General features: G+C 33.9%; 10 protein-coding genes and 1 pseudogene. 3 read left to right on the forward strand and 8 right to left on the reverse strand.

Annotated features, from left to right (window positions below; genetic code table 11):
• Positions 1 to 81 precede the first annotated feature (81 nt).
• The 5 genes from guaC to HW423_RS10230 all read right to left on the reverse strand — a co-directional run bounded on the left by guaC (position 82) and on the right by HW423_RS10230 (position 7,253).
• Positions 82 to 1,056 (reverse strand): GMP reductase, encoded by a 975-nt coding sequence (gene guaC / locus HW423_RS10210; RefSeq protein WP_138404355.1) that lies wholly within the window; start codon positions 1,054 to 1,056, stop codon positions 82 to 84.
• A 30-nt stretch (positions 1,057 to 1,086) separates the two neighbouring features.
• The gene (locus HW423_RS10215; RefSeq protein ID WP_218931808.1) at positions 1,087 to 2,715 is read right to left on the reverse strand and encodes an ABC-F family ATP-binding cassette domain-containing protein; all 1,629 of its coding nucleotides are present in this window, start codon (positions 2,713 to 2,715) and stop codon (positions 1,087 to 1,089) included.
• A gap of 243 nt (positions 2,716 to 2,958) precedes the next feature.
• Positions 2,959 to 5,151 (reverse strand): RNA degradosome polyphosphate kinase, encoded by a 2,193-nt coding sequence (locus HW423_RS10220; protein ID WP_218931815.1) that lies wholly within the window; start codon positions 5,149 to 5,151, stop codon positions 2,959 to 2,961.
• Positions 5,152 to 5,206: 55 nt separating this feature from the next.
• Positions 5,207 to 6,760, reverse strand: coding sequence for a Ppx/GppA family phosphatase (locus tag HW423_RS10225; protein ID WP_218931809.1), 1,554 nt, complete (start codon positions 6,758 to 6,760; stop codon positions 5,207 to 5,209).
• A gap of 16 nt (positions 6,761 to 6,776) precedes the next feature.
• The gene (locus HW423_RS10230) at positions 6,777 to 7,253 is read right to left on the reverse strand and encodes a nucleoside 2-deoxyribosyltransferase (protein WP_218931810.1); all 477 of its coding nucleotides are present in this window, start codon (positions 7,251 to 7,253) and stop codon (positions 6,777 to 6,779) included.
• Positions 7,254 to 7,426: 173 nt separating this feature from the next.
• Here HW423_RS10230 and HW423_RS10235 point away from each other — a divergent pair, with 173 nt between their 5' ends.
• Together HW423_RS10235 and HW423_RS10240 are read left to right on the forward strand one after the other, a co-directional pair.
• Positions 7,427 to 7,948 carry an HdeD family acid-resistance protein gene (locus HW423_RS10235; RefSeq protein ID WP_218931811.1) on the forward strand — a complete coding sequence of 174 codons (522 nt, stop codon included), beginning with the start codon at positions 7,427 to 7,429 and terminating at the stop codon, positions 7,946 to 7,948.
• A 156-nt stretch (positions 7,949 to 8,104) separates the two neighbouring features.
• Positions 8,105 to 9,627 (forward strand): annotated as a pseudogene (locus HW423_RS10240) (IS1182 family transposase).
• A 109-nt stretch (positions 9,628 to 9,736) separates the two neighbouring features.
• Here HW423_RS10240 and HW423_RS10245 read toward each other — a convergent pair.
• Positions 9,737 to 11,656, reverse strand: coding sequence for a heavy metal translocating P-type ATPase (locus tag HW423_RS10245; protein WP_218931812.1), 1,920 nt, complete (start codon positions 11,654 to 11,656; stop codon positions 9,737 to 9,739).
• 253 nt (positions 11,657 to 11,909) lie between these two features.
• Between HW423_RS10245 and HW423_RS10250 the strand changes: the two genes are divergently transcribed.
• Positions 11,910 to 12,224 carry an ArsR/SmtB family transcription factor gene (locus HW423_RS10250; protein ID WP_031791152.1) on the forward strand — a complete coding sequence of 105 codons (315 nt, stop codon included), beginning with the start codon at positions 11,910 to 11,912 and terminating at the stop codon, positions 12,222 to 12,224.
• Positions 12,225 to 12,265: 41 nt separating this feature from the next.
• Here HW423_RS10250 and HW423_RS10255 read toward each other — a convergent pair whose 3' ends face one another.
• Positions 12,266 to 12,880, reverse strand: a complete 615-nt coding sequence (locus HW423_RS10255) for a CadD family cadmium resistance transporter (RefSeq protein ID WP_218931813.1) — start codon at positions 12,878 to 12,880, stop codon at positions 12,266 to 12,268.
• 16 nt (positions 12,881 to 12,896) lie between these two features.
• On the reverse strand, positions 12,897 to 13,262 hold the full coding sequence (locus HW423_RS10260) for an ArsR/SmtB family transcription factor (RefSeq protein WP_218931814.1): 366 nt from the start codon (positions 13,260 to 13,262) through the stop codon (positions 12,897 to 12,899).
• Positions 13,263 to 13,624: the final 362 nt, after the last annotated feature.

Below are 13,624 nucleotides of genomic sequence, written 5' to 3' on the forward strand. Positions count from 1 at the left end.
GGTATAAGTCAATACAAAAAGGATGTTAAATGAGTCTTGAAACTCATCTAACATCCTTTTTTTGTTTATAGGGTGAAGTAATTATCTGTCACCGTTATAAATAGTATTACGAACTAAAACATAATCAACGTGACGAATCGCTTCCAATTTGTTACCACCGGCATAAGAGATAGCTGATTGTAAGTCTTGTTGCATTTCTACTAATGTATCAATTAATTTTCCGCGTGCACGGATCATTTCGATTTTTCCTTCGACGTTTTTGTGTTCACCTTTTTGATGTTCAGATGCACTACCGAAGTATTCTTTGTACATTTTACCATCGATTTCGCGTGATTTACCTGGGCTTTCTTCGTGGGCTGCAAATAATGATCCAATCATTACCATTGAAGCACCGAAACGTACAGCTTTAGCAATATCACCATTGTGACGGATACCACCATCAGCAATAATTGGTTTTGTTGCAGCTTTCGCACAAGCACGAACCGCAGCTAATTGCCACCCGCCTGTACCAAAACCAGTTTTTAACTTAGTAATACATACACGACCTGGTCCAACGCCGACTTTAGTAGCGTCTGCACCAGCGTTTTCTAATTCACGAACAGCTTCAGGTGTACCCACATTACCAGCAATTAGGAAAGTCTCAGGCAAGTATTCTTTAACAAAACGAATCATATCGATAACATATTCTGAATGACCGTGAGCAACATCAATTGTGATATACTCAGGAACAATTTTTTCTTCAGCAAGTTGACGAACAAAGTCATATTCATAGTCTTTGATACCAACACTTATTGAAGCGAAAAGTCCTTTTTCGTGCATCATTTTAACGAATGGAATACGTCCTTCTTCGTCAAAACGGTGCATAATATAAAAGTAATCATTCTCAGCGAACCAAACTGCAAGTTCTTCATTCATGACTGTTTGCATATTTGCAGGTACTACCGGAATTTTAAATTCACGTGGACCAAACTTGATAGATGTATCACACTCAGAACGACTTTGTACGATACTTTTATTAGGAATCATTTGAACATCTTCGAAATCAAAAACTTCCATTATATTAATTAAGTCTCCTTTTAATCTGTTTTAGGCGTTGTATAAAGCTTCCAGACGATTTTGTACATCTTGATCATTAACATATTCTTCATATGTTGAGTTGATACGATCAAATGAACCGTTTGAAGTGACTTCAATCACTCGGTTACATGTTGTATTTAATACTTCAAAGTCATGTGAAGCCATTAAAATGGCACCTTTAAATTTAATTAAACCTTCGTTTAATGCAGTGATTGACTCTAAGTCTAAGTGATTTGTCGGTTGATCTAAGACTAATACGTTTGCTTTAGAAAGCATCATCTTAGAAAGTAGACAACGGACTTTTTCACCACCAGATAATACATTCACTGGTTTCATAACATCTTCACCACTAAACAACATTCTTCCTAAGAAACTGCGTAAGAAAGTATTGTCTTGTTCTTCTTTTGAAGCGTATTGTCTTAACCAATCAACAATAGTTAATTCAACACCATCAAATTCATCACCAGAGTTACGTGGTAAGTAAGTTTGAGAAGTTGTTACTCCCCATTCAACTGTTCCGGTATCTGGTTTCATGTTCCCCATAAGAATTTCAAATAGGGCAGTTGTTGCGTTGTCATTACGACTTGAAAAGGCAACTTTATCTTCACGGCTAAGTGTAAAAGTAATGTTGTCTAATACTTTTTCTCCATCAATGGTTTTTGAAACACCTTCAACGCGTAACAAGTCATTACCAATTTCACGCTCCGGAGAGAAGCCAACAAATGGATAGCGACGTGAAGAAGGTTGGATATCATCTAAAGTGATTTTATCTAACATTTTTTTACGTGATGTCGCTTGTTTAGACTTAGATGCGTTCGCAGAGAAACGAGCGATAAAGTCTTGCAATTCTTTAATTTTCTCTTCTTTTTTAGCGTTTTGGTCAGCTTGCATTCTTGCAGCTAGTTGGCTTGATTGTAACCAGAAATCATAGTTACCTACGAATAGTTTAATCTTACCAAAGTCCACATCCGCCATGTGTGTACATACTGTATTTAAGAAGTGACGGTCATGGGAAACAACAATCACTGTGTTAGGGAAGTCCATAATGAAATCACTTAACCAGTCAATGGCTTGTGCGTCTAAACCGTTAGTCGGCTCGTCCAGTAATAAGTTATCTGGTTTACCGAATAATGCTTGAGCAAGTAAAACTTTGATTTTATCCGCTTCATTTAATTCACGCATTAATTGACTATGCATACTTGTATCGATACCTAAACCTTGAAGCATATCACTCGCTTCAGATTCAGCTTCCCATCCGCCCATTTCTGCGAATAGTCCTTCTAATTCACCTGCGCGAATACCATCTTCATCTGTGAAGTCTGGCTTCATATAGATAGCATCTTTTTCTTTCATTGTTTCGTATAATTCTTTATAACCCATCATGACAGTTTCAATCACCGTATGGTCTTCGAAGCCATAATGGTTTTGGCTTAATACAGCCAGACGTTCTTCTGGGTCCATACTAACGTTTCCGGTAGTTGGTGTAACGTCACCAGATAAAATTTTAAGAAATGTTGATTTTCCAGCCCCATTCGCACCGATAACTCCGTAGCAGTTTCCAGGCGTAAACGTAATATTTACTTCATCAAAAAGCTTACGATCTGGGAATTGTAAACTGACGTTAGATACATTTATCATTCTTTTTCCTCCCATTGGAATACTCATTCGTGCCCTTAATACTTTTTGGCACCACCAGATATATTAACACAAAAACTTAATAAATAAACCATAAATATACAAAAATTCAAAAAAAGCTTTGATTATTATCGGGATTTATTTTAAATATTTTAAAATAGCTTATACTCAGCCTAATCAAGCTTTATTTACACAGAAAAAAGTGCCAGGGAAATAACTCTCACCAACACTTTTCGTTTAAGAAAATTAGTTATTAAAGCGACGTAAAATACGTGTAAACCAATACTCTTTTTTCTTACTTTCAATTGTCATTGTCTGAATCGCTTGAGTAGCAGCAGTCGCACGTTTCATTAATTCATTTTGAGAATTTAAATGAGTGGCAGTTCGGTCTGGACGAACATAATCGCCGTCATATTGCAAGACGCGCGCTTTCATTGTATCTGCTAATTGCAATTCAAGAATATTAAGTATTTCCGCTTCGATATCTTGATCTAAAATTGGAAACTCAATTTCAACACGTTTTGTCATATTACGTGTCATCATATCGGCAGAAGATAGGAATAGGTGTTTTTTGCCATTACGGTTAAAGTGATAAACACGACTATGTTCTAGGAATCGCCCAACGATACTGCGTACGTGGATATTCTCTGAGATACCTGGTATACCTGGACGCAAACAACAAATACCTCTAACAATTAAGTCGACTTTCACACCAGCTTGACTTGCTTCATATAATTTTTGAATCAAAGGTTTATCAGTTAATGAATTCATTTTCGCAATAATACGCCCATTGCCATATTGTTTTTGATAATCAATCTCTTCATTAATGTAATCAATCAAGGAATCACGAATCTCAAAGGGAGAGACGTGAAGATGCTTATAAGTCGGTCTTTCTGTATATCCACTTAAGTAGTTAAAGAAACTAGATGCATCACTAGCTAATTCATCGTGAGAAGAGATGACTCCCATATCTGTATAAGTTTTTGCTGTTTTGTCATTATAATTTCCAGTGCCTAGATGAATATATCTCTTAATCTTATTGTCGTCTTTACGAATAATTAGTGTGATTTTACTATGTGTCTTCAACTCGCTCACACCATATAGAACGTGACAACCGGCTTCTTCTAATTCACGAGCCCAATAAACGTTATTTTGTTCATCGAATCGTGCTTTTAATTCAACCAAAACAGTCACTTCTTTACCATTCTCAGCGGCTTTTTTCAAAGCAGAAATAATGGGGGAATTTTTTGATACACGATAAAGCGTTTGTTTTATTGCAATCGTATTCTCATCTTCTGCCGCTTGTTCCACAAAGGATACTACCGGCTTGAAGGAGTCGAATGGGTGATTAAAGAAGATATCTTTTTTATCAGCCTCATCGAATAAGCTCTCACCTAAATGTTTTGGATTTAAATGCGGTGTAAATGGTTTATATAACTGCTCAGGGTGTTCCTCACCAATTTGGTCAACAAGTGAGAACAGATAAGTAAGATCAAGCGGACCATCAACCAAGTAAATATCTTGGTCAGCTAATTCAAGAATATTTTGTAAAAATTCATGATGCTCTGAATTATAATTTTCTACACCACGTGTATCGATTTCTAAACGGACAGCCATTCCTTTTTTTCTACTTTTAACATAATCTTCAATCAGTGCTAGTAAGTCTGCTGCACTGTCTTCAATGATGTCGAAGTCTGCATTTCGAGTAATACGGAATGGGTAAGTGTACTTAATTGTGTAACCAGCAAATAAAGCACTGATGAAATGAACAACAATATCTTCTGTTAATATAATTGTACGTTTCTGACCCACTTCAAGCGTTGTATAGCGATCTAATAATGAAGGAATAGGAACGATTGCAGTAAGTTCTTCCTTTTTCTTTTCAAGTTGAACAAGAATATTCAAACTCTTATTCGATAAGTGTGGGAAGGGTTTATATGCATCGACTCCCAATGGTGATAAAGTTGGAAGAATCAAGTCTGTAAAATATTTTTCTGCTTGAGCCAATTCTTCTTCATTTAACTCATTCATTCCTTTAATTGAATAATTCAAGGCGTTCAAATTAGGAATTATTTCGTTATAGCGTTTATATTGTATATCCACATTATCGTGGTTCTTCTCACTAATACATTGTAATAAATCTTTAGGAGTCATTTGAGTTTTGTTTTCGGCGACTTTTACTCCAGCTAAAAATTGATCATATACTCCAGCCACGCGAACCATGACAAACTCATCTAAGTTTGAAGAGCCTATAGCCAAGAAGTTTAATTGCTCAAGTAAAGGATTCTCTTTATCAAAGGCTTCATCAATACAACGACGATTAAAATCTAACCAACTTAATTCACGGTTAAAGTAGTAATTAGGATTATCTAAGTTAATCGTGGTCTCTGATGTATTCGTTTGATTTGAAGAATCATGATTCACGACGCTATCCACCATTTTATTATCTTTCGTTTGTTTATTCACAAAATACTCCTTTCCCATTATTGACTAATTATTTTTGAATGAATTCGATTTCTAAATCTCCATCTAATGCTCTTTCAAAATGCTTGGCATGGCGCATACTCCGGTATTTTTCTGCAATCACTGGAGCAGAGTGATAGATGTCAAGTTTATAATTGTTATCTTTAGTGCGATATAGTTTTAAATCTTCTATCGGACCAGTTTTTGAGTCATTTAAAGCAGAACTAAATTTTAAGACGCCACCTAAAACTTCTAAGTCACTAATCTCATCATCTGTTAACCAATTCTCATAGTTTGTTAAATATTGCTTAAATAGTGATCGGTTACGGTAACTTGCTAGTAATGCAAGTCGTAATCGTTTTGGATGTGAAAAACCCATTAAATTCATATTTGAAAGCAGATAGAATGTATGCTGAGAATCAGCTTCTGGACTAATAAAACCACCAAAACGGTAAATATAAGCTGCAAACTCTATTTCTTCCTGAGTTTCGTAACTGTACGTCAATAAGCCGAGATTACAAAGTTGTTGATATAAGCTAATAATAATGTCGACGATGATTTGAGAACCGACTGTATTAATAGGAAAATCACGGACAACTTGACGAATCGAACGGACGCGAATCAGTTGGTTATCTAATGGAGAATTATAGGTTTGATTAATGTATTTGAGAATAATACCTTCCCGTAAACCTTGTGATGACAGTTGGAATGTTTTGGCTTTTACCACTTTAAAAAGTTCTAGAAAAACAATATTAGCAGGAATAATCAAATCTTTACGATCGGCACTAAGACCTTCAATGTCAGCCATATCATCAATATCCGTTGATATGAACAAATTAAGTGTTTCTTCAATGTCATCTTCATCCATAGAGTAGCCGTGAACGCCGGCCATTTGATAATCAACTAAACGTTGATGAACATTCGCAATGTTACGGGCTGATCCACCAATTGCCACAATAGGTAGTTTCGCTTTTTTTATCCAATCAAACTGTTTAAACTGCTTGCGGACATATTCTTGAACTGCTTCGATGGCATTAGGATCATTGTGGTCTTTATCTTGGAAGAATTGCCTGCTTAAACTCACAGCCCCAAAAGGAAAACTGTGGTATTGAACCATATTTTTATCTTCGTAATAAGTAATCTCACAACTTCCACCACCAATATCGATCGTAATCGCATCATTAACGACTGTCGAATGAGTGATAGCGTACTGACCGTAACTCGCTTCCTCTTCTTCAGAAACAAGATTAATATCCAAGCCAGTGGCTTCTTTTACTTGTTCAAGGATATCAGCTTTATTAACAGATTGACGCACAGCTGCGGTAGCCATAGGAAGGATTTGAGCCACATTAAACGATTCAGCTACGGCTTTAAAACTAATTAAAGTTTCAATTAATTTATCAATACCGTCTTGAGCCATTTGAGGATTTTCACCATCCTTATCAGTTATTAGATACTGCGAAAGACGGGCAGGTGTTTTAATATTTTGGATTTCGATATAGTTGTATTGCTCATCCAACCCGAATATCACAAGTCGAATCGTGTTGGAACCAATATCGATAACCCCGATAACTTCTTTATACATAAAAGGCTCCTTTCATTTATATGTAATTTGAAATACGTTCGATTAATTCTTGGGATGTATTGACGATTTCTCCGTTTAATTTTATTAATCCAACTGTATACAGATTAACATAAGGAAACTGAGATTCGGCAACATTTTGCAGTGCATCTAATTTTTCTTGGTTATCCGCACCTTGGTGACGTTGATCAGAATGAAGGCCAATGACAGGTATTCCTGCTTGATAAGCAACACCAATTTCTGAAGCAACTCCTGGGTCGACGACTAATCCATCGAGAATCGCAACAACTAAATCACTTTTTAACACAGCCTCTGTATCAGCTTTGGCAATCATCATTGAATCTGCGTAACTTTGTTTATCATTAATATCACCTTGTTCTTGTGGTAAGAACACAGTGCTTTCTGTATATTTTTCTCTAATTTGTTTAACTAATTGAGCGTTGTAATTTAATTCCATTTCACTAAATAACGGGCTTGCAAAATAAATTTGTGACATATAAGTAATTCCCCTCTCGTTTATATATTTATTATAACTGAGGAGTTCATAATGCTCAATTAAGAAGATGAACTTATTAGATTTTAAGTACAAGTTAATCCAGCATATAAATTGATGTTATAAAATTTTAACGTTAAAATAATCTTATACAAAAAATGAAAGAGGTGTTTTCATTGTCAAAAACTGAGAATGGATTTAATTGGTGGTCACTTATTATTGGAATTATTTATATTGCTTTAGGAGTACTTGCTTTTAACAACCCACTTGGAAGTGCCAGTTTTGTCATATATTTATTTGCTTTTGCGGTAGCGTTTAAGGGGATTACGCAAATTATAATTCGTAATCGCTTAAAAGAATACACAGGGATGACGAATAATTGGATGATTGTGATTGGTATCATCGATATTATTATTGGTGTATTCTTATTCTTTAACGTCACTGCCGGTGTTATTGCTTTACCAATCGTATTTGCGATGTGGTTTATCATTGATTCAGTCATTGCCTTGATATCAGCAAGAGCGATTAGAAAATATAGTAAAAGAAATTTCTGGTTAATTGTGTTTTTATCTATTATAAGTATCATCATTGGAATCATGTTAATCTTTAATCCCATCGCATCAATTCTGACAATTGCTTATTTAGTTGGGATTTACTTCACGCTAAACGGTTTATCATATGTGATCCAAGCTTTTTAATAAAATAATAAATTTGAAGAGGCTGGGACAAAACTAGCCAAAAAAGAGGAGATTGACCACGAAAAATGGTCAATCTCCTCTTTAAATTATACAAAAATAAAATACCTTCATTTATAATAGTAATAACCACAGAACTAAAAAGAAAGAAGGTATTTTATGTATACTCAATATAACATGAATCAAGCTTTTCTACCATTAGAGTTATCCGATTATCTTGCACCAAATCATATTGTTTTCCAAGTAAATAATTTTGTTGAACAACTAGATGAACATATCCTCGATCAATTTTATAAACACGAAGGCCGACCGGCCTATCATCCATTAATCCTCTTAAAGGCATTACTATTCGCATATATAGAAAAGACGTTTTCAGGAAGAACTATTGAAAAAATGACGCAAGAGAACATTCCAATGAAATGGTTAGTTGCCGATACCGAAATTTCTTATCGTACGATTAATAGATTTCGTTCTAGTGAATTATGTGCATCAATTCTTGAGAACCTATTCGTTGAATTTAAACTCTTTTTAGTTCAACAAGAACTAATCTCAGATAATGTAGTATTTATAGATGGTACAAAAATTGAAGCAGATGCAAATAAATATTCTTTTGTTTGGAAAAGAGCAACAGATAAATTTTACGCATCATTAAAAGCTAAAGAAATGGAATATTATAGAAACGAAATATTACCTACTGTAGAAAAAGAGATTATCAAAGATGAAATTGATTCAATGTCTTTAAATGATGTTGAAATACTAAAAGCCTTCCTTGAGGAAGCTGTAGCTGAAGTAAATGAAGAAATTGAAAGTACGCCAAAAAAAGGTGCAGATCCAAGAAAGCAGAAACGAAGAAAATTGAAAAAACACTTACGAAAAGTTAAAGATGATTTTTTACAGCGTGAGATAAAGTATGAAAATTATTATAGAACATTTGAAGGTAGAAATAGTTTTTCAAAAACAGATAAAGATGCAACGTTCATGCGAATGAAAGAAGATCCGATGTTAAATGGTCAACTTAAACCAGGTTATAATCTTCAAATAGCAACTGAAAATCAATTTGTTATAGCCTATAATATTTTTCCAAATCCTACGGATACACGTACACTATTACCATTTATTGAAAGTATGCCTACTTTACCTAAAATCGTCGTAGCTGATGCTGGATATGGAAGCCAAGAAAACTTAGAAACGTTGGACAATCTAGGGATTGATCATCCATCAAATACAATATGTTTGATAAGGAACAGACGAAGAAATTTCAGAAATCAAGTAAGAATTTAAATAATTGGGACTATGATGCGGAAAATCAAATCTTTATTCACCCTGATGGTACACAGTATCATTTTCATCATGTTTATCATCCAAAAACAACAACTGGATATCGCTTAGAAAAAGAAATGTATTATCCAGTCAATAGAGAAACCGCACCACAAAAGTCATTTTCTTTTAATAGAAAATATCAGTATTTAAAAGAAAATGAATCAGCTAAGCTATTATCTGAAGATGGCTCAGCTCTTTTCGCATGTAGAAAAATTGATGTTGAGCCGGTCTTCGGACAGATTAAACAAAACTTAGGATTCCGAAGGACTCATTTAAGAGGAAAAGATAAAGTAAAAACAGATATTGGTCTAGTATTAATGGCTAATAATATCATAAAAGTCCAAAAGAGACTGATAAATTAAAAGAGAGGAAAAAGATTTCGAAGTGAAATCTTTTTCCTCTCTTTATTTAGTTAACTAAGCCTTTTTTGTCCCAGCCTCTCGATACACGATTTTATCCAATTTCATGTATTCATTTAGAATTTAATAATCGGAGACCATTTAATATTACGACAAATGTACTTCCTTCATGAACGATCACACTAATGGCTATATCCGTTAATCCTACTAAGCTCACGATAATTAGAAAAGCTACAACTGCCATTGAAAAAATAATATTCTGCCAAATTAAACGATTCATTTTCGTAGAAATTTTATGAGACTGTGTTAATTTCGTTAAGTTATTTTGCATTAATACTAAGTCAGAAACCTCTACTGCCACATCAGTTCCATCTCCCATGGCTATTCCTACATCTGCATTGACAAGAGCTGGAGCATCATTTACACCATCTCCTACCATTGCGGTCACACCATATTTTTCTTTTTGTTTGTCAATAATTTTAGATTTTTCATCTGGCATGACATTGGCAATCACTTCGTCTATACCTAGCTTGCTTGCGACTGCTTTTCCTGTCATTTCCGAATCACCTGTAATTAACGTAGTATGAATACCTTGTTTCTTGAAGTACTCAATAGTTTCTTTAGCATATTTACTTGGTACATCCATAAGTGCAATAAGGCCTATAACTTCTTCATCTACTGCTAGATATACGACAGTTTTCCCTTCAGATGCCCATTGATTATTTAATCGAACATATTCATCTGAGACGTCGTCAAAAGAAGTTGGTTTACCTATACGATATTTTCGACCATTATAGTCTCCGGACAATCCTTTTCCAATCTGGTTTTCTACTTCAATAGAAAGTTGGTTTTTTGGTTCAAATTTTCTTAAAATAGCATCCGCTAAAGGATGATTGGAATTTTTCTCAAGAGCTACTACAATATCAATTATTTCTTCTTCATCCATAGAATCAGTAAAATAATGATTCGTGACTTCAGGTTTTCCTTTGGTTAAAGTTCCCGTCTTATCAAATGCAATAGCTTGAATATCAGCTAATTGAGATAGATAAGAACTCCCCTTAGAAAGAACGCCTTTTTTAGCTAAATTAGAAGTTGTTGATAAAGTTGCCGATACAGTAGCTGCTGCCAAAGCACATGGCGAAGCTGCAACTAAAAGAACCAATCCTCTATAAAAGCTTTGTGACCATGTCCAATCAAGTAGAAATGGAGTTAATAATATAAATAGTGGTATGGCAACTAAAACAAATGTTACATATTTTGGTTCAAATTTTTGAATAATACTTGCAGCTTTAGTTTGGTTATCCTGGTTTTGATTCACTAATTGTAAAATTTTTGAAAACACCGTATCTTTATTTTCTTTCGTGACTTCCATTGTAAAAGTGCCCGTTCCATTTATTGTGCTCCCAAAAACTTCGTCTCCCTTGGACTTTTCTTTTGGCATACTCTCTCCATTAATAGATGACTCATCAATAGACGTAGATCCAGACAAAATAATTCCATCAATAGGGACTTGATCACCATTTAATACTTGAAGGTGATTTCCAACTTTTAATTCATTAACTTCCACATTTTTTGTGCTACCGTCTGGGAGAATTAAACGAGCAGTTGTGGGATTCATTTCGAGTAATTTTGTAATTTCTCGTCTACTTCTTCCTTCTGCATAATCTTCTAGAAAATGTGCCCCAGAAAAAATAAGGATTAATAACGCACCTTCTCCAAAATTTCCCATCAAAGATGCTCCAATTGCTGCTAACCCCATTAAGATATGAGAATTAGGTATAAATCTTTTTTGACTTTTTGAGTTATGGATCGTCTCCCCAAGTCCTTCAAGGACAATAACATGGTACCCAGCGCTAATAGTAGCGATTAAGAACAAAATATTTTGTAAGATTTGATACTCTTTACTCAAAAAGAAAGCTATCAATGCTAGTGCTAAACCAATAAAGTACAAAATAATTGGCATTTTCCCATGATCATGGTCATGATCGTGACTATTATTTTCGTGTGAGTGTTGCTCTTGAATCTCTTTCATTTCTATCACCCTTCTTAATAAAACTATTTTTTTGAAATCGTAACGCTTATGAATTACATATGAAATAACATTCATATGTTTATGCGTTCATTATATATTGCTCTATCTGATTTGTCAAATAAATAGTTATCTTATTTAGTTAATAAAAAAATTGGACTATAAAACAGCTCTGCTTATGGAAAAACCTTGCTTTATAAAAATCTTATGCGAACCTAAACATGAACGAACACACATATGAAAGAGAGGAAGTTTTATGAAATCATCATCAACTTCTCCGTTAACAAATGATTCTATCCAAGAGGTAAGTAAGATATTTAAAATGATTAGTGACCCTACACGTCTTTCAATTTTATTTCTTTTACAGAAAGAAGAACTTAGTGTTGGAGTAATTGCGCAGTCTTTAAGTATGGAACAATCAGCCATTTCTCACCAGTTAAAAACTTTAAAGACTTCAAGATTAGTAAAATCAAAAAGAGTTGGTAAAAATATGATTTATAGCCTTGACGATCTTCATATTTTTAGTATTCTTGAGCAAGTTTCAACTCATATCGGAGAACAAGAAAAATAAGCACAAACTACAAAGTTAAAATTATTTTACAATTCATTAGTTCAAATAAAGTTTAATAGTGTTTGAATCGTGCCATTTTCGATCAATATATAAATTCCTAAACCAATAAAGACTATAGGAACAATGATTCGTTCATATTTTTCTAACGTTTCGGAAATAAATGAAATTTTTGCTAATTTGTAACTGATAGAGCAAAGAACCGCAACAGATAGAGCAAAGACTATTAAAGCTGTGATAATTTCTGAAAAAGATAGCGAGGTAAAGTAAGGAATATAAATCCCTAAATTATCGCCACCAGAAGCAATTGTTATTAAGGCAAAGGTCCAAAAGAAGCGGTTCGTTCCTCTTGATTCAAGCTTTTCAACGACGTCCTCTTCTTCTTCCTCCTCTTCGCCGACCAATGCCACTCTTATTCCTAAGAAAATCGGAATAAGACCGAGAAGCCCAATGATCCAATCTTGTGGAATGAAATTTAGCACGTATGCTGCAAATAAACTTATGGCTACTAAGATACCTGTTCCCAGATATTGAACCCAATAAATCTGATGGAGTCCTTTTTTTGTATGACTTTGAGAAAAAATAATCAGCAAGATAAATAAATAGTCAATGCTGGTAGAAATATAAACAGCGAGTGCTGATAAAATTCTTTGTAACAAAATAACTTCCTCCAAACTAAATTTTCATAGAACTATTTTCTGACAATTTTAGAAAATCCTGCACAGCGGAAAGTATCTCTTCATTCACTAAAGAGTAATAAACTACTTTTCCATCTTGACGTGATTTTGCCATTCCATTCTTTTTTAAAAACCGTAAATGGTGTGACGTTGTAGCAATACTAGCATTAAGTATCGCTGCTAAATCACAAACGCACATCTCCTTATAAGTTTCTAAAGCATAAAAAATTTTAATCCTAGAAGAATCGCTAAAACATTTTCCTAATATAAGTAAAGTTGAAAGGTCTTTATCTTTTAAATTTTTTTTTACACTAGCTACTTTTTCTTTATGTATACTGTTAGTTGTACATACTTCTGCAGTCATTAACTTAATCACCCCGTTCAAACGAACGTTTGAATGAAGTGTAGCTATCTAAACATTGTTTTGTCAATAATTAGTTAATCTGTAGACAATTCAAATAAATTCAACATTGATAAAACAAGATTTTTGATACATTATTTTATGTAATTTCATGTATTGAACAAATACAATCTAACAAAGGGGTGCCAAAATGTCTTACGACTACAGAAAAGGAAAAAAAGAAGCAAAACGGATCAATGATTTCTTCTCGTATACTTATTTTATTGTTATTTTCTAATTTATATTGTGATAGAATAAAAAAATTACATATTATAATAAGAAAGAGTGATTAACATAAAGAAAATAACAAAAAGAGTTGGACTTTT

The sequence above is a fragment of the Ruoffia halotolerans genome (assembly GCF_014049385.1).
GTDB lineage: Bacteria > Bacillota > Bacilli > Lactobacillales > Aerococcaceae > Ruoffia > Ruoffia halotolerans.

Coding starts and splice junctions, on each gene's coding strand:
- HW423_RS10250 (WP_031791152.1), top strand. CDS start 11,910: ATGAAATCATCATCAACTTCTCCGTTAACAAATGATTCTATCCAAGAG.
- HW423_RS10260 (WP_218931814.1), bottom strand. CDS start 13,262: ATGACTGCAGAAGTATGTACAACTAACAGTATACATAAAGAAAAAGTA.
- HW423_RS10245 (WP_218931812.1), bottom strand. CDS start 11,656: ATGAAAGAGATTCAAGAGCAACACTCACACGAAAATAATAGTCACGAT.
- HW423_RS10220 (WP_218931815.1), bottom strand. CDS start 5,151: ATGGTGGATAGCGTCGTGAATCATGATTCTTCAAATCAAACGAATACA.
- HW423_RS10215 (WP_218931808.1), bottom strand. CDS start 2,715: ATGATAAATGTATCTAACGTCAGTTTACAATTCCCAGATCGTAAGCTT.
- HW423_RS10225 (WP_218931809.1), bottom strand. CDS start 6,760: ATGTATAAAGAAGTTATCGGGGTTATCGATATTGGTTCCAACACGATT.
- guaC (WP_138404355.1), bottom strand. CDS start 1,056: ATGGAAGTTTTTGATTTCGAAGATGTTCAAATGATTCCTAATAAAAGT.
- HW423_RS10230 (WP_218931810.1), bottom strand. CDS start 7,253: ATGTCACAAATTTATTTTGCAAGCCCGTTATTTAGTGAAATGGAATTA.